The sequence below is a fragment of the Lysinibacillus sp. GW823-FHT02G10 genome (assembly GCF_058797135.1).
This window is the reverse complement of record NZ_JBXAJI010000007.1, coordinates 57,176-74,325: the sequence shown is the minus strand read 5'-3', so window position 1 is coordinate 74,325 and position 17,150 is coordinate 57,176. Positions and strand designations below refer to the sequence as shown.

Genomic DNA, 17,150 nt, shown 5'->3' with positions numbered 1-17,150 from the left:
GCAACTCACAACTCGGAAAATTCCTCTTTCAAGCGCTTACGAAATTTATCATCTGTAAGAAATTTCAATTGAAAACTATTCATACTATTTGAGAGCTTAATCTGCTCCATTGTATTTAAGTTGTTAGCAAAAAAGGCTATCTCTGTTTGATTTCCATCTTTATCTTCCGCATAGGCTGCTAGTGTTAACACAAATGCCGTCGACCCTCCCTTTTGACCAGCATGTTTTAACCATGCTTGATTTCTAGGATTCTGCATCAATTGCTCCAACACGGGATCTAAATATTTATGTACTTCTGCGCTAAAGAAATTTTTACCATTCAATTTTTCTAAAATAGAGATGTAATCACTTGTTGTGGCCCTTATTAAACGATCAGACCATATCTTTTGAAAATCCATATTGAGCATTTTTTGAGCTTTTGTTTTCTCCTCAATTGTTAAAGGATGTTCTATCCAATTCGAATGAATAGCCAATGCACGCTCACGATATTCAACCATATCCATTTTTCGCAAAGCAGTTAATGTTGCTTTTTTCGTTAAATTTTTTTCCTCCATCAAGTGAATGGGAATATAAAGTGCACTTACAATTGGATACAAAGGTTCATGATCCTCTACATTTAACTGTGTAAGCACATCATTAATTATTTGAAAGTCTAATACATGCATTAAATATTCCGTATTTGCATTAGAGCTATAGGCAATCATGCCATTTGCTACTTCACTTAAAGGTACACTATCTGCACCCTGAAGGTTTAACTGCGCCAACCATGCTTTATGTGCGCCACCATCTGTTTTAGGAATGTAAAATGCCTCTAACTCCTTTAGATTTACTTGCTCTTTAGGATTAATACGGCCATCCGCTGCTTGTTGCGCATAGGCGATGGCTACGATTATTTTAACTGTACTTGCTAACGGTAGCTGTTCCTTGGTGTTTAGCTCCACCCAATGTTGTTGATTATATTGAATGGCTACGGAAATATTTTTATCCTCTTTATGTTCCTTGATAAATTGCACGATATATTCAGGATCGTTCTTCTTGATTTCTTTTTGAAACTTCCAAAAAATAATGCTACATACAAAACCTATACAAACCAAAACACCGCCAATCATCCAATACAACTTTTTCATATTCATCCCTCCATCATTCAGCTGCTTCTAACAACCATTGCTGTAATACTTTAGACGACTGGTTATTTAATCGTAATGCTATTTCTGTTTTTATTTCTGGAGGCATCACTTCAACAAGTATGCATACAGAATCCCTTGCTTGATTCACCTCGAATAACCCTTCTTAGCACAAACTATTTCAGCTCCAATTGCTCGATGTTATCGATCGTTGACATACCTCTCCTCCTTAATGAATTAGAGAAGCTCGTAAATTGCTAACCCCATTTTCTAAATATCCTTTGAGGCATGTTAATGTATAGACCCAACCCTCTTTTTGGCCCATCATTTTTGTCACAATTTCTGGGTCATGTGCATTTAACCCAGATTCTACAACAGTAATAATTGTTTCACTTTGTGATTCTTCAAAAGAGACGGTAACCATTGTCACTTCACCATGCTCTTCTCCCCAAACAAACACAATTTTTTTATTCATCTCCATTTCAAGCACAGTGATCACACCCTCTGCACCATACTCCTCATATTTAAGCGTGATTCTTTTACCTTCTGCCCATCTTTCGGAACTGCTAGAAAACCAATAATGACCGATTTCAGTAGGGGAAATAATGGCTTCAAATACTTTATGGGCTGGTTGATTGATTTTTAGTTTCGTCGTCACATCCGTATTTATCATCATTCATCATCCTTTTTCATATTGTCTATCTACACCTTCGCCGAAATTTTCCATTAACCTTCCTTACTAATAAAAATTCACTAAAAAAGGTGCGATTCTCCTAATGGAATCGCACCTTTTCACTTAAAGTATTTTTTTATTATGAACAGTAAACTGAATATCTGCTACATTGTCGATAAAATTTTTATCATGTGTGACAAAGATTATTGTTCCCTCATAAGCAGCTATAAATTGTTCAAGGGCTTCGAGTGCTTGAATATCTAAGAAATTAGTTGGTTCATCCAACAGCAAAATATTATAATTTCCTAAAAATAGCTGACAAAGCTGAAGGCGTATGGCCTCACCACCACTAAGTGTGGTAATTTTCTTTTGTAAATCAGTGCCAGCAAACTGCATGGAATGAAGTACGCTTCGTAATAAACTTTCATCATATTCAGAGCGATTCTTTAAAAATTGTAGCACTGTTTCCTCACCAGCAAATTGGTAGCTCATCTGATGAAAATAACCTATTTTAGCCTTTGGAGAAATAGTTATACCCTCACCATTATTGGCTATATGTTTTAGTAATGTACTTTTACCACTACCATTGTTACCCTTAAGCGCAATTTTTTTACCTAACGGGATTTGGAAGCTCACCTCGTGTAATAGTACCTTATCTTGAGCATGTAAAGTGAATCGATCTGCCATAATGGGGTACTTATTATGCAATGCCAAGGCTTTTGATTGTCGAAAAACAATTTTTCTTTCTTCCTGAACCGCTTCTGCTTTATGAAGCTTCCCTATCCGATGTTCGATAGCTTTTGCTGCACGCTGTACGGCTTTTTGACTTGTGCCTTTGGACTTTGTCATAAACATACGATTAGGTTTAGCGTTAGCCTCTCTTTTAGACATATTGCCTACCTGAGCAATTTTTTCAGCTTTTTTCATTTTTTCATCTACAGCTTTTTCAAGCCTGCTCTTTTCTTTCAAGTATTGTTCATGAGCCTGATTTTGTTGATCTTGCTCTAATTGCTTTTGCATGGCATACTCGCTGTAATTCCCTGAGTAGATCGTTACCTTACCACCATCTACCTCCCATATCGTTGTAACCAGCTCATCTAGTACAGCACGATCATGGCTAATGAGTATGAGGGCCCCATAATAATAACGTAATTCATCTAATAAAAATGAGATGCCGAGTTGATCCAAATGTGTTGTCGGCTCATCAATAAGCAAAGCTTCCTCATAAGAAGTAAATAATTGTGCTAGCTTTAATCTTGTTTGCTCTCCACCACTTAATCCTTCAGAATACGTAGGTACTGCTAATTTCCCTAATAACTGTGGATCTGCCTCTATTAACGTTGGTGCCTCCATCTGTTCAAAGTATCCGAAATGAACATGCCTTTTCAATTTCCCACTTATTGGTTGTATCTTGCCAGCAAGTAACTTCATCAACGTACTTTTACCTGCACCATTTTTACCAACGATTCCTATTCGGTCAAATTGATGCACAGCTAATTTTTCAATATTTAATAGTTCTTTATCTAAATAAGTAACGACTACATTCTCTAACTCAAAGCAAACCTTTTCCATTTTGCTACCTCCCGAAATTGATCATTCCGTACCGATAGCGATGGTATCGATACGAGCTTTTAATCAAAGCTCGTATTAAAAGAATAATAGACTATACATTTCACTTTCCTCCCTACATTCAATAAAAAAACACAGACAACTTTGCCTGTGATGTAAAGTAAAAGAGATTTATTGTAAGACAAACGTCTCTTTTTTCTCATGATTATGAAGATGATTAAAAAAGGACAGACTATCCCATTTACTCTGTTTTCACAAAACAGCGTTTGGCCCTATTCAGTTACTGGTTCAATATTGGGAAACGTAGTCTCATAGCATGTGTCATTTTTTAATAACCCTCCTAGCAGTGTTACGACTATTATAAATTCTGGCTATAATATGTCAAGTTTCCAAAGTTCTCTCTAAAGACACACTAATTACTGTCGATATATCACAAATGAACATTCCAAAAAGTATATCATTTGCTGAAAACCTGATATAGTATGGAATTTAAGAAAAATAAAATTTGATTTGGTGGTGTTATGTGAATGAAGAAATATGTTATCGATATTTTAATGATTATGCTTGGATCACTGCTTTTTGCCCTAGCAGTTAACTTATTTGTTATTCCTAATGATTTAGGTGAAGGTGGCGTAACAGGCTTAACGATTATTGCTTATTATCTGTTCGGATGGTCGCCAAGTATTGTCAGCTTTGTTATGAACGCAGCTTTACTTATCGTTGGTTATAAATTTTTAAATAGACAAACAACAATTTATACAATCATTGCGGTCTCATTCCACTCTTTATTTTTACATTTAACAGAAACGTGGTCTATTTCTTCAGATGAGATTATCGTCAATACAATTTTTGGTGGCGTATTTGCAGGAGTCGGTATTGGCTTAATTATAAGAGTTGGTGGTACAACAGCAGGTTCTACAATTTTAGCGAGAATCACTAACAAATATCTTGGATGGAGTATTAGCTATGGACTTTTATTCTTCGATTTAATTGTTGCTTTTTCATCTTATTTTATCATTGGTGCGGAGGCATTAATGCTAACAATTGTTATGCTGTATGTTGGTACAAAGGTAATGGAGTTTGTTATTGAAGGGGTTAACCCTAAAAAGGCAGTTACCATTATCTCTAAAAAACCTGAAGACATTGCTGGACAGGTAACTGCTTATATGAATCGTGGGGTAACTGTGCTATCAGGTCATGGTTATTATACAAAGGAACAAAAGGAAATCCTGTATATTGTTATTAGTAAGCAAGAAGTTGTAAAGCTCAAAAAAATTGTCAAAGAAGTCGACAAGGACGCCTTTATTGCCATTCATGATGTAAGGGACGTTTTCGGAGAAGGCTTTATTGAATTAGCAAAATCATAAAACAATCAAAACACCTTTTGTAGGTAACAACAAAAGGTGTTTTATGTTGTTGAAAAAGATTTCACTAGCAGAAAAAGAACTTTTGGCAAAGCGAAGGGTTGATTTCCGTTCCGCCAGCGTCACTCAAATCACCATGTGCAAAAGTGTCTTTTCCTTATCTTTCATCCTAACAGTAAAGATCGAATAACCAATTAGAAGTAGCTTGGAACGGATGTTCATTTTCTCCTTTCACAAAAATTCTATTGGTGGTTTTGTTTTTCGATTTACCTATTTCTATCAATCTGTAAAGAGCTTTGGATAATGCTGTCTAATAGTGCTGAATAGCTGATCCCCGCAGCAAGGGCACTTTTTGGTAGTAGGCTATTTTGCGTCATGCCAGGCAACGTATTAACCTCCAACACATAAGGAACGCCATCCTTCATTAACATATCTACTCTTGCGTAGACACTGCATCTTAAAGCCTTGTAACTGATCATCGCAGCCTTTGCCACTCGGTCATGAATTGCAAGTGGTAGTTCCACAGGCTCCTCCACGGTAGAAGCATCGTCATATTTTGCCTGATAGTCAAAAAATACTGCTGTATGTTTGATTGACAGGACTGGCAATAGCTGTTCATTGAGTATTGGGCATGTAATTTCGTCACCAATCAAATACTGCTCAATAATGATTTCGTTATCCCACTTAAATACTTCTGCAACCGCAGCCAATAAGGCACTCCGATCATGGACAATTTGAACACCCACACTAGAGCCGCCAGCATTTGGTTTAACTACAAGTGGATAACCCATAAGCTCTATATCCTGCAAGGGCAACTCCTCTTCCTTTATGAGATGCACCCAATCTGGAGTTGCGACACCTTCATATCGAAGGATTTTTTTTGCCATATTTTTATCCATGCACAAACTACTTGCTAGAAGACCGCTTCCTGTATAAGGAATACCCAACGTTTCTAGTACCCCCTGAATCGTACCATCTTCCCCGAACTTACCGTGAAGTGCTAACAAAGCCACATCAATATCACCTACCTTGTCAATTACCTCTTTGTTGTTATCTAATGTGATTGCCACAACTTCGTATTTTTGCTTATCTAATTGAGTGACCATTTCCTTACCTGTCATGATGGAAACCTGCTTTTCAGAGGAAGTACCACCCATAATTACGCCAACCTTCATTTTTTCAACTCCTCATAACGTTTTCAATGTATCACCAATAATTTGAATACCTCGAACAATATCGTCATCTGCTAAACGGGAAAAACCTAAACGAAATGTATTACTACCTCTTCCATTTGTATAAAATACATCACCTGGATAAAATACAACGCCCTTGTCATAGCATTTCTCAAGCAACAATCGTGCATCTACGTCCTCTTTTAGTTCTATAAAAAGGTGAAGCCCCCCATCCCCTGTTATCCTGCTATAGGGAATGTATTGGATACAAGCTTGACGGGCAAGCTCATATTTTTTCTTGTAAACAAATCTTGCTTTCTTTAAATATTTTTCAAAGTAACCATCCTGTAAATATTGATATAACACTGCCTGATCCAGTGTTGATGTATGAATTGTTCGAGCTCTTTTCATACTTTCCAAGCTATCAATTAACTCCCTATCTGCTAAAATCCAGCCAACACGTAAGCCTGGGAAAAGAATTTTAGAAAAGCTACCAATATAGACAATGTTATTACCTATACCGCTAAAAGCGATTAGTGGTGCCAAATGTGAGCTTGAATACCTTAATTCCTCATTAAAACCATCTTCTATAATGGGTATTTGATATTTGGAAAAAAGCTGAAAAATAGCACTCCTTTTCTCGGAGGAAGTGACAATTCCTGTTGGATTATGATAGGACGGGATAAGATAGGCAAAATCAAAGTCCTTATCTGCTAATGTTTTTTCCACCTGTTCCATGTCAATCCCGTCATCTTGCATATCGATGCCATGTACGTCTAACCCATGCAAACGGAAAAGCTTCAATGCTGCATGATGTGTAGGATTTTCACATAGTACACGCCCTGATTTTTTAGCTAAAGAGGACAATAAAATATCTAGACCTTCTGTAAAACCATTTGTAATTAAAATATCTTTATTAGAAATGTCCACACCTTTCATCTCCATATAGCTAAGAAGGTGGTCAATTAAGGGCTTATAGCCCTTGGCATAGCCATAGTTTAAGACAATATCTCCTTCAATGGACATCCTTATGAGAAATGCCCTTTTGAAATTTTCAACATCAAAAAGCTTTTCTTCTGGAGCTATACTAGTAAATGAAATCATGCCTTTTTTCCAGTGTATATCTTGTCGTATTAAATCAATTTCATCAGCTAACAAAGTTGTTTCATTCAGCCTTTGTTTCCAATCTATTTCAATAGAAGAAGTTTTCAATGTAGTAACCTTTCCGATAAAATGCCCTTTTCCTTTCACTGCATAGATGATGCCATCTAGCTCTAATTCGGCATATGCGTTCAGCACCGTGTTTCTACTGACCGCTAATAACTTACTAAGTTCACGGGTAGATGGAAGCTTTTGATGTTCCAACAGATGCCCCTTGACAATCATGTCTTGAACATAATCCTTCAATTGTACATAAACTGGCCGTTCATCCATAAGCTTAAAATCACTAAACACTTCCTAACCCCCTTGCTTCATTTTTGCATAAACCCTGATAACCAAAAAGGTCCACACATTATGTAATTTCCTGTTAGAGTGGTTGCTCTTCTTTCTATCATATTTCAATATGGTCATAAGCATAAAAAGAAAACTCCTCTTTTGAGAAATATATCAGCAAAAAAGGAGTTTTATTATTATTTTAAAATATCATTCAGACCGTTTTCCTTTTTATCAGGACATACTAAAGACACCACAACTCCAACAATTAAGCAAATAAAGAATGTCGCTGCCTTGGCTGACACTACAGCCTCCATAGGTGACAGGGACCATACAATCGCACTAATAAAACCGACAATAATTGTAGCAATAACCCCAATGCCTGAAACACGTTTCCAGAAAAAGATTAAAAGGATCACAACCGAAAATGTATTGCCAATCCCTGCCCATGCAAAGGATACTAAGCTATAAATTACAGAACCTGATTTGAGTGAAATGATAATACCCACAATCCCACTAATAACAGCCACTAGACGCGAAAGGTGAACTAATTTTTTGCTAGAAATATTCCAACGTAATGTTTTATGAATTATATCCTCACTTATCGATGTTGTGATGACTAACAATTGAGACGAAGCCGTTGACATAATAGCTGCTAAAATACCAGCCACAATAATTCCTGCAACCCAAGGTGGTAAAATTTCAAATACCATATGTGGCAATATCATTTCAGGATCTTCAATAGAACCTTGCTTATACAAAGTGGACGCGAAAATCGCAGATAAAAAGGCACCCACATAGACAATTAATGTCCAAATAATCGCCATATTACGGCCAGTAATTCGCTCTTTTTCAGTCGTAATAGCCATAAAGCGAGAGCTCAATTGAGGTTGCCCCCCAAGCCAGCCAAAGAACCAGGATAGATTTGTAAATAGCATCGCCCCTAAGGCAAGTCCATTTAAGCCTCCAACCCAACTATCCGCACCATTGCCCATTTGAGCTAGCTCTGTTGAAATGCTTAAACCTTGATGTTGAATTTCCATATAAGCTGCAATTGGTACAATAACAAACGAGATCAGCATTAAAAAACTTTGGATTGTATCTGTCCAAACAACGGACATAAATCCTCCCATACATGAATAGGCAACTATTATTGCTCCAATAATAATTGTTCCCCAAGTGATGTTGAGTCCTGAGAATGAATAAATCGTTTTACCCATCCCGGAAAATTGAGCTGCTAAATAGCAAACAAAGAATAACACCATTACTGCAGAAGCTAACCAACGAATTATATCTGCGTGCTTTGGAAATTTAACAGCAATATAATCTGTTAGGCTATTCACCTTATATTTTTGTTGCTCTGTCATAAAGCGCTTTGATAAAAATAGCCATGATGCAACAACCCCTAAAAGCATGCCAGATAAAATCCAAATGCCTGACAGCCCAGCCACATAAATAAAGCCAATTGCCCCTAAAAACATATAGGCGGATTCACCCGTTGCACGTTCAGAAAAGGCTAACGCCCAGCCCGGTAGTTTATTTCCCCCTAGAAAGTAATCATTATGTGATAAATCTTTTTTACTGAAGTATATCCCTACTCCTAGCATAGCGAGTAAATAGATAAATATTTCAACATAAACAATTGTATGCATATACCCAAAGTCCTCCATCTGATTAATCTAAACAATCCCAATTGGTTTTATCAGATAATAGTTCGGGTTTTTTTAATTGTCAATAACTAATTTTGTAAAAAGGAGGCAAAGTATTTCGATATTTCTACAAACTTTAAAGCTCCTGGAGAAAGATGAATACTGTGTTTGTGTGCAATTCCAACCTGTCTAATATATGCTTGATAAAATTTTTTTCTAATCAGGTTACTTGGTGCATGTAGTAAAAGCGAATTCGGCACAACAGAAATGCCTAAATTTTCATTGACCATTGTCAAAATGACTTGGTCAACTGATAATTCATAGACTACATTGGGATGGATTTTATGTTTAGCTAAGATCCTTGATACATCTCGATCAATCGTACGTTTAGGCATAATCCAGCGTTCATCCTGCAATTGCTCTAGAGAGAGCATCTCTTCCTTCGCCAATGGATGCTCCTGTGCCATAATGCAAACAAGCTCATCATTAAAAATCGCATCGAATACAAGATGTTTAGAATTTGGTTGCACTAAAAAACCGATATCGACAACGCCATTATGAAGCCATTCTTCGATTTGATCATAATCTCCCTCCATCAAACGTATTTGTAGGTCTGGATGATGCTGTTCGAAATACGCTAAAACCTTTGGTAATAAGACCAGAGAAACACTTGGTAGAATACCAACCGATAACGTCCCCCCAATGAGATTTTTTAAATTTGCTACAGAGGTTTCAAGCTGCTGTTGTTGCTGCAATATTTTTGAGATGTGTTCGTAAACAATTTTCCCCTCACTCGTTAAAACAATATTATTGCGGTTTCGAATAATTAGAGAAAGCCCTAATTCTGCCTCTAAATTACTAATCGTATGACTGATTGAAGACTGTGTGAGATTGAGCTTTAAGCCTGTTTCTGTAAAATTTCCTGTATCGATAAGTGTATGGAAAGCAATATATTGTGCTAATGTAGCCATGCTATTCTGCTCCTTTTATGATTTTTTTTCATAGTTGATTGTGTAAATATTCATTTGATTTAAATTATTTGCCACCTCTATAATAAAAATAAAATCCAAGTAAATCAATATGATTTGTTGATGAGGGGGCTTATAAAATGGCAGAGGAAAGATTAATGATGAAGGCTTTATCTATGGACATAATTACCGCAAAAATGTTTACAGAATTACATCTCTCCATTACAGAGCAGTACGGAGAGCATGGTCGGAGATTAGTACAAAAAGGCTTAGAGGCGTTTGGTTTAAAGGATGCTGAAGCCATGGCGAAAAAAGCAACAGCAGAAGGGGAAAATCATACTTTCTTTGAATACTTACCCCAAATCGTTGTAGGTGAAGAGAAGTTTGCTGATTTAACACCGTTTGCTCGATTTTCTAAAATGTTTGCACAGATTGCCAAGCCAGTTGTAGATGAATATGGAGAAGCTGGTGAACAAGTGATTATGCGGGCAGTAGAACGTTTTGGTCATAAGCGAGGCCAAGGTATTGCTCAACGTGCTCGCACAAACGGTCTAGAAAATTCCGTGGAGCATTATTTAACTAACTATGATATGGGTCGCAGTGATTTGTTTGAAATCGATACAGTTTATAAGGAAAATGAGGTTGAACAAACGTTTACTCACTGCCCATTAGGTCAACAATGGGCAGATGATGATATGGGTAAATATGGAATTTTGTATTGTAAAGTCATCGACCCCTCTATTGCTAAAGGGTACAATAAAAGCCTAGAGGTGGTACATGATCAATTTGTTTTACGTGAAGGACAGTGCCACTTCCAATTCCAAATGAAAGAGTGATGTCATGATTAACGGAGTTAGGCTCGTACAGCATCTTCAAGACTTAAGTCAAATTGGTCGTAATGAAAAGACAGGTGGCATTAACCGCTTCTCGTTCACACCAGAAGAAAAGCAGGCAATTGAGTTAGTTACAACTTATATGGAACAAGCAGGTATGAATGTCACAATCGATGCAGTTGGAAACCTTATTGGTACATATGGTGAAGGAAATGAAACCATTATGCTAGGTTCTCACATCGATACAGTACCAGAGGGTGGCAAATATGATGGAGCATTAGGGGTGCTAGCAGCTATTGAAGTGGTACATACTATGCATGAGCAACAGTTGATACCCTCTAAAAAAATTCAAGTTGTCGCTTTTAAGGATGAGGAAGGAACAAGATTTGGCTTTGGGCTCCTTGGCAGTAGTGCAATGGCTGGTCTTTTAACAGAGGAGCAATTACAGCATACAGATGAAGCTGGCATTTCCATCGAAGAAGCCATGAAAGATTTCCATTTATCACCTTATCCTTTAACACAAGTGCATCGTAATGACATAAAAGCTTATTTAGAAATGCATATCGAGCAAGGAAAAGTGTTAGAAAATGAAGACCTACCAGTCGGTGTTGTCACAGGTATTGCAGCCCCATTATGGTTAGAGGTAACCGTAACGGGTGTCAGTGAACATGCTGGTGCAACCCCTATGCCGATTCGTCAGGATGCTCTAACTGCAGCAAGTGAAATGATTTTAGCTATTGAGCAACTATTAACCAATACAACAGATTCCGTTGCAACGGTTGGTAAGCTAACGGTCTCCCCAAATGGGACAAACGTTATACCAGGTAAAGTTACGTTCTCGATTGATCTTCGTGATATTGACGAAAATAAAGTAAGTGCATTAGAGCAAGAAATAATGCAACAGCTTCAACAAATTGCTGAACGAAGACATGTCTCATTGGCTTCTAAAGTATTACAGCGCATTAAGCCTGCAAAAACCGATGCCTTACTACAACAGCAACTTACTACAAGTATTGAAAAGCAAGGTATACGTCCTTATTCTCTCATAAGTGGTGCTGGGCATGATGCAATGAATATAGCTGAAATTGCCCCGATTGGGATGCTATTCGTCCGTTCAAAGGATGGTATTAGTCACAATCCTTTAGAATACAGTTCAGATGAGGATATTATTGTAGCAACTAATATTTTTTATGATACAGTTGTTGAACTTGCTAAATAGACTACTATATAGAAGAAAGCCATTCTCTAATTTTTTTTAGAATGGCTTTTTTAATTTTTTCCATAACCTTCATTTTTAGCTTGAGTAATCACCTTTTGAATGAAAGGCTCTTTTTTCAGGGTATATGTTGGGCGAATTATATTGAAAAAGATAGCCCAATTTGGATTATAGTCAGACAATACCACTTCAATTTTTTTCATGTGTCATTCACCTCACTTTTTTGAAATAAGCCAACTATAAATAAAGCGTATTTACCTTAAAATAATAAATCTATTTCGTTTTTAAATTTCCCTTTATATAAGAAAATCTCTCTATTTTTGATTGAACTGGTTTCATTTTAGCATAAGGAATATTATCTCTTTTAATATGATATAGTGTAATTATGGTTAATTTTCCAAAATAATTGAAAGGGGCTATAAAATGGAAGAGATTTTAACAATTACGAATTTAACGAAGAGTTATGGAAACAAGGAAATTTTGAAAGGGATTGACCTTCACGCAGCTAGAGGTGAAATCATCGGTTATATCGGCCCCAATGGCGCGGGTAAAAGTACAACTGTAAAACTTATTCTAGGGCTAGAAGGTGATTTTGGTGGCGAAATTAAGCTCTTTGGGAAAAGCATAGGACAAGACCAAATTGATTATAAACGGCGAATTGGTTACGTCCCTGAAATCGCTGATGTTTATGATAACTTAACAGGCTATGAGTATTTAACCTTCATCGGCCAGCTATATGGATTAGAGCTAGAGGAGGCGGCTGACAAATCCAAATCACTAATGGAACTGTTTGGAGTTGGTGAAGCATACCATTCTAGAATTTCTTCCTATTCTAAAGGCATGCGTCAAAAACTACTAATTATTGCAAGCCTTATACATAATCCAGACCTGCTATTTTTAGATGAACCAATCAATGGCCTAGACGCAAACAGTGTCATGATTTTTAAAGAAATCTTAACGCAACTAGCTGCCAATGGAAAGACTATATTTTACTCATCACACATTATGGATGTCGTTGAAAAAATCAGTAGCCGCATCATTTTGCTGTATGATGGAAAAATTGCAGCGGACGGAACATTTGCCCAATTACAAGCAGATAATACTGAAGGAACATTAGAAAGAATTTTTAACCAGTTAACAGGATTTCATGAACATCAGGAAATCGGAGAAAAATTTGTGTCCGTCGTTCGTGGGGGACAATTATGACAGATTTCAAAACGCTACGATTGCTTGATAAGTTCCGATGGCTTTTTATAAAAATGGGCATTGATTATGACATGATGAGAAAAATCCTCCATATAAAATTAACAATGGATGAACGGAAAGTACCTACCCTATTCAATCAAAACAAAAAGAAAGACAATCAAAAGTATGGCTACATTAAGTCTCTATGGATTTATATGTTATTCGGGCTTATACTCATCCCGCTTATGGGATTTGGTCAAAATTTTCTATTTCAGATGAGTATCGCCTTTGCAATGATCATCTTTTTGATTATGACTTCATTGATTTCTGACTTTTCTTCTGTGCTTTTAGATGTACGAGATAAAAGCATACTTTCAACTAAGCCTATTTCAGCTAAAACAATTAATGCAGCAAAATTTATGCATATTTTTATTTATTTATCCTATTTAACATTGGCCCTAACAGCCATCCCTCTAATAGTCAGCCTTTTTACTCAAGGTATTGTGTTTTTTATTTTAACAGGTCTTGAGATTCTATTAATGAATTTATTTATAGTTGCCATCACAGCCATTTTATATATTGCCATTTTACGCTTCTTCGATGGTGAAAAGCTGAAGGATATGATTAATTATGTACAAATCGCTTTATCTCTAATGCTGATGATTGGCTACCAAGTTCTTATTCGATCCTTTGAATTCGTCAATTTAGATATGGTAGTATCGTTTCATTGGTGGAACCTCTTCTTAATACCGATGTGGTTCGCTGCCCCTTATGAACTCATACTGCATGGTGATACATCCTTATTGACAGTCATTTATACCATCTTAGCAGTGATTGTACCTATTATTTCGATTTGGATCTATATTAAACTCATACCAACCTTTGAACGCAATCTCCAAAAACTGCTAAGTACAAGTAAGTCTAAAAAGGAAAAGAACAATCGACTAAAGTCGTTTTTATTAACCATTGTGTGTAGAACACACGAGGAACGAGCTTTCTATCGCTTCGCAGCTCTGATGATGAAGCAAGAGCGAGAGTTTAAGCTAAAGGTCTACCCATCTTTAGGCTTTTCATTTATTATTCCCTTTATTTTCATGTTTACTTTTAGCAGAGGGGAAGAAGTCGATTATGCTAGTAGTATGAGCTATTTAAATATCTATTTTAGTATGATGATTATACCATCCGCTGTCCTTATGCTTGGTCACTCTGCTAAATATAAGGCTGCATGGATTTATAAAACGCTACCGCTTAAAGATTATACAGATTTACAAAAAGGTAGCTTAAAGGCATTTTTAATTAAATTGTATACTCCGTTATTTTTAGTACTAAGTATAGTCTTTAGCTATATTTATGGTATTCGAATTATCCCTGATTTACTAGCTGTTTTGGTAACAAGTTGGTTATATACCATCCTTTGTTTCGTCATGATGACAAACAAATTACCCTTTACCAAACCCTATGATGAAGTTAATGATGCGCAAGGCTGGAAGATTCTTTTGTTATTGCTCCCTTTAGGTTTACTTGTAGGGCTGCACTATATAATAGCTAGTCAGATAACATACGGCTCTACTATATATTTCATTGTGCTTTTCTTCATCAACATCTTGATATGGAAACTGGTTTTTAAATCGAAAAAATAACCAAAAAACGGCTCAAATCCTATAATAGAGTGGGATCAGCCGTTTTTTTCATGCTATGGTGTTTAAAAGATAAATGCAACGATTTCTTCCTCACCGCTTTTCATATCTTTTATTTTATACATATTTTGATTGACCTCGTTATCTCCTAATACAATAACCTTTGGTGTGTTTTCACGATTGGCTTTTTCCATCGCCTTTTTCACTTTTTTCCCACTTAGCTCAACTTCTATCTTATATTTTTCTCGCCGTAATGCAGTTGCTAGCTTTAGTGCCTCTTTTTCTGTTCCCAGAGGAATAATATAAATATCCACGCTAGGAGCGTTTTGCTCTATTTTTCCCGAAAGCTCTAGTGCTGTATAGATGACATCTAAACCAAATGAAATACCAACAGTAGCATAGGTTTGATTTGTCTCTAAAAGGCCACCAATAGCATTGTCATAGCGTCCCCCACTACCAATACTTGAGCGAATTGTTCCATCTGCTAAAAAAATTTCATAAATTGTTCCTGTGTAAATTTCAAGTCCCCTCGCTAAAAATGGATTGAAAATACATTGGTCACTTATTTCAAGTGCCTCTAAATAAGAAGTTAGTTCCATTAATTCCTGTAAACCTTGTTGTAAAAAGACATTCTCAGTCGCGAATCCTTCAAAATACGCCATACTTATTTGTGGACGTTCATCTAAAAAGTGCTTTATTTTATGAATACTATTATCTGATAACCCCAATGCCTTCAATTCTGCGAGCATTGTTTTCTCGTCTATTTTTTCAATCTTATCTAATGTTAAAATAACTCGATTCATTTGTTCCTGTTCAACCTCAAATAATTGCAGTAAACCAACTAAAAGCTTGCGATTATTATATTGGAGATTAATTTTAAGTTTAAGCTGATCAAAGGCATCTATCGCCATCATCATTAGCTCCGCCTCAGCAGCCTGTGATTCTACCCCAACAATATCTACATCACATTGTGTAAATTCGCGAAAACGACCAGCCTTGATGGGGCCATCTCGAAACACTTTGCCAATCTCATATCGTTTAAATGGCATAGCAATCGCTGGATTCATCGCTACAACTTTTGCAAATGGAATTGTTAAATCATAGCGTAACGCTAAATCTCGCTCACCTCGATCTGTTAATGTATACATCTCCTCTAAAATCTCAGCACCACCAGCATATTTAGAAGCCATCAACTCTGTATAGTTAAGAATAGGTGTTTCTAACGGCTTGCAGCCATAGGCTATAAATGTATCTTCTAACGTACGTCGTATCACACGACGAGTAGCCTCTTGCTCTGGTAAATAATCTTGTGTTCCTCGAACATTCTGATAGTCCATTTTTTTCATCATAATCTCCTCCTCATTTTTTGAGCAATAAAAAAACCGTATAGCGATAAAGCTTCAAATCAGCTTTATTTATACGATTACATGAGAAATAGTCTTCCTATTCAATATTAATAAGTTAATAAGGATAGCAAGACTAGTGATGATGATGATGTTTTGTTGTGAATGATTGGACAAGAGTAATGACCATGTTTATTCCCCCTTTTATATTAAGGGTTACTATAAGACACACCCAATAGAATGTCAAATTTTTTCTAAAATTCACACAGTATTTTTTTCATTTTTTCTAGAGTAGCTAACATTTCAGCTAACTCTTCAGTTGTTAAGTGAGCATGGTACTTTTCTGTAATCTGTTGATTAAAGGCTTCGACTTCCTGTTTATATAATAGACCCTTCTCGCCTAATTCGACAGAAAAGGCACGCTTATCCTCCTCATGCTGCCTTTTCATTATATAGCCATCCTGTTCAAGCTTGGTTAATTGCTGACTCACTGCACTTTTTGTAATAGCCATTTTATCTGCTAGTTCTGAAGGCGAGCAGGATGGATGACGCATCACTAATGTTAAAAGAACATATTGCTGATTATTTAAGGAGAAATTAGTATAAGCCCTTTCCATTTTCTCAAGCATGATCCAAATATCTTCAATGGTTTGATTTATTTGCTCTGCTACCTGGTTATTCTTCATTTTTTTGAGTGTCACCTTTTTCTCGCCATTTTTTAGGATTTAGATAGCTTTTAAATTTGTTGGCTACTTCTTTTCCAACAAGTAAAGCACCAAGCCAAAATAAGATTTCAGCCATAATAATACTTCCTGGTATAATCCCTGCCTTTACTTTTGTAGGTATCGGTGTGAAAGGTGTAATAATTGGGATTAACCATAAAGAAAGTGAAAAGATAATAATGCCTAGTCCAAGCTTATAAGCAAAAGATTTTTGTGTTTTTTCGTTAGAGGTCATGTATCTTCTCCTGTACAATAATTAAT

Annotated in this window: 18 protein-coding genes; 5 read left to right on the top strand and 13 right to left on the bottom strand. The window is 36.3% G+C overall.

Annotated features, from left to right (window positions below; all coding sequences use genetic code 11):
- Positions 1 to 5: 5 nt before the first annotated feature.
- The 5 genes from AC1RFD_RS18540 to AC1RFD_RS18520 all read right to left on the bottom strand — a co-directional run bounded on the left by AC1RFD_RS18540 (position 6) and on the right by AC1RFD_RS18520 (position 3,691).
- Complete coding sequence (locus AC1RFD_RS18540) at positions 6 to 1,127, bottom strand: serine hydrolase (RefSeq protein ID WP_103118968.1); 1,122 nt, start codon at positions 1,125 to 1,127, stop codon at positions 6 to 8.
- 13 nt (positions 1,128 to 1,140) lie between these two features.
- The gene (locus AC1RFD_RS18535) at positions 1,141 to 1,275 is read right to left on the bottom strand and encodes a DUF4303 domain-containing protein (protein ID WP_167444820.1); all 135 of its coding nucleotides are present in this window, start codon (positions 1,273 to 1,275) and stop codon (positions 1,141 to 1,143) included.
- 78 nt (positions 1,276 to 1,353) lie between these two features.
- The gene (locus tag AC1RFD_RS18530) at positions 1,354 to 1,797 is read right to left on the bottom strand and encodes an SRPBCC family protein (RefSeq protein WP_054549700.1); all 444 of its coding nucleotides are present in this window, start codon (positions 1,795 to 1,797) and stop codon (positions 1,354 to 1,356) included.
- Positions 1,798 to 1,920: 123 nt separating this feature from the next.
- Positions 1,921 to 3,369 carry an Msr family ABC-F type ribosomal protection protein gene (locus AC1RFD_RS18525; RefSeq protein ID WP_288585506.1) on the bottom strand — a complete coding sequence of 483 codons (1,449 nt, stop codon included), beginning with the start codon at positions 3,367 to 3,369 and terminating at the stop codon, positions 1,921 to 1,923.
- Between the two features lie 277 nt (positions 3,370 to 3,646).
- A complete protein-coding gene (locus AC1RFD_RS18520; RefSeq protein WP_115364072.1) occupies positions 3,647 to 3,691 on the bottom strand; it encodes an erythromycin resistance leader peptide in 45 nt (14 codons plus the stop codon).
- A gap of 202 nt (positions 3,692 to 3,893) precedes the next feature.
- Here AC1RFD_RS18520 and AC1RFD_RS18515 point away from each other — a divergent pair, with 202 nt between their 5' ends.
- Positions 3,894 to 4,733 (top strand): YitT family protein, encoded by an 840-nt coding sequence (locus AC1RFD_RS18515; protein WP_036079667.1) that lies wholly within the window; start codon positions 3,894 to 3,896, stop codon positions 4,731 to 4,733.
- A 263-nt stretch (positions 4,734 to 4,996) separates the two neighbouring features.
- On the opposite strand, the gene AC1RFD_RS18510 is transcribed toward AC1RFD_RS18515, so the two are convergent.
- The 4 genes from AC1RFD_RS18510 to AC1RFD_RS18495 all read right to left on the bottom strand — a co-directional run bounded on the left by AC1RFD_RS18510 (position 4,997) and on the right by AC1RFD_RS18495 (position 9,956).
- Complete coding sequence (locus AC1RFD_RS18510; RefSeq protein WP_048393986.1) at positions 4,997 to 5,905, bottom strand: D-alanine--D-alanine ligase; 909 nt, start codon at positions 5,903 to 5,905, stop codon at positions 4,997 to 4,999.
- A 12-nt stretch (positions 5,906 to 5,917) separates the two neighbouring features.
- Complete coding sequence (pdxR, locus tag AC1RFD_RS18505) at positions 5,918 to 7,357, bottom strand: MocR-like pyridoxine biosynthesis transcription factor PdxR (RefSeq protein WP_066037936.1); 1,440 nt, start codon at positions 7,355 to 7,357, stop codon at positions 5,918 to 5,920.
- A 176-nt stretch (positions 7,358 to 7,533) separates the two neighbouring features.
- Positions 7,534 to 8,988 (bottom strand): sodium/proline symporter, encoded by a 1,455-nt coding sequence (locus AC1RFD_RS18500; protein ID WP_492475174.1) that lies wholly within the window; start codon positions 8,986 to 8,988, stop codon positions 7,534 to 7,536.
- 86 nt (positions 8,989 to 9,074) lie between these two features.
- Positions 9,075 to 9,956, bottom strand: a complete 882-nt coding sequence (locus AC1RFD_RS18495; protein ID WP_054549705.1) for a LysR family transcriptional regulator — start codon at positions 9,954 to 9,956, stop codon at positions 9,075 to 9,077.
- A 137-nt stretch (positions 9,957 to 10,093) separates the two neighbouring features.
- Here AC1RFD_RS18495 and AC1RFD_RS18490 point away from each other — a divergent pair, with 137 nt between their 5' ends.
- Positions 10,094 to 10,789: an L-2-amino-thiazoline-4-carboxylic acid hydrolase gene (locus AC1RFD_RS18490; RefSeq protein WP_048393979.1), complete on the top strand. Its 696-nt coding sequence runs from the start codon at positions 10,094 to 10,096 to the stop codon at positions 10,787 to 10,789.
- A 4-nt stretch (positions 10,790 to 10,793) separates the two neighbouring features.
- On the top strand, positions 10,794 to 12,005 hold the full coding sequence (locus tag AC1RFD_RS18485) for a Zn-dependent hydrolase (RefSeq protein WP_054549706.1): 1,212 nt from the start codon (positions 10,794 to 10,796) through the stop codon (positions 12,003 to 12,005).
- 50 nt (positions 12,006 to 12,055) lie between these two features.
- Here AC1RFD_RS18485 and AC1RFD_RS18480 read toward each other — a convergent pair whose 3' ends face one another.
- Positions 12,056 to 12,205, bottom strand: coding sequence for a hypothetical protein (locus AC1RFD_RS18480; protein WP_155483378.1), 150 nt, complete (start codon positions 12,203 to 12,205; stop codon positions 12,056 to 12,058).
- Positions 12,206 to 12,425: 220 nt separating this feature from the next.
- Between AC1RFD_RS18480 and AC1RFD_RS18475 the strand changes: the two genes are divergently transcribed.
- Positions 12,426 to 13,208 (top strand): ABC transporter ATP-binding protein, encoded by a 783-nt coding sequence (locus AC1RFD_RS18475; RefSeq protein WP_054549707.1) that lies wholly within the window; start codon positions 12,426 to 12,428, stop codon positions 13,206 to 13,208.
- Positions 13,205 to 14,827: a hypothetical protein gene (locus tag AC1RFD_RS18470; protein ID WP_066037933.1), complete on the top strand. Its 1,623-nt coding sequence runs from the start codon at positions 13,205 to 13,207 to the stop codon at positions 14,825 to 14,827. Before AC1RFD_RS18475 ends, AC1RFD_RS18470 begins: the two co-directional genes overlap by 4 nt.
- 62 nt (positions 14,828 to 14,889) lie before the next feature.
- On the opposite strand, the gene AC1RFD_RS18465 is transcribed toward AC1RFD_RS18470, so the two are convergent.
- The 3 genes from AC1RFD_RS18465 to AC1RFD_RS18455 all read right to left on the bottom strand — a co-directional run bounded on the left by AC1RFD_RS18465 (position 14,890) and on the right by AC1RFD_RS18455 (position 17,124).
- Positions 14,890 to 16,170 (bottom strand): histidine--tRNA ligase, encoded by a 1,281-nt coding sequence (locus AC1RFD_RS18465; protein ID WP_259950475.1) that lies wholly within the window; start codon positions 16,168 to 16,170, stop codon positions 14,890 to 14,892.
- A gap of 251 nt (positions 16,171 to 16,421) precedes the next feature.
- Positions 16,422 to 16,853, bottom strand: a complete 432-nt coding sequence (locus tag AC1RFD_RS18460) for a MarR family winged helix-turn-helix transcriptional regulator (RefSeq protein ID WP_048393972.1) — start codon at positions 16,851 to 16,853, stop codon at positions 16,422 to 16,424.
- Entirely contained in the window at positions 16,843 to 17,124 is a 282-nt protein-coding gene (locus AC1RFD_RS18455) for a transporter suffix domain-containing protein (protein WP_048393970.1), read from the bottom strand. Before AC1RFD_RS18455 ends, AC1RFD_RS18460 begins: the two co-directional genes overlap by 11 nt.
- Positions 17,125 to 17,150: the final 26 nt, after the last annotated feature.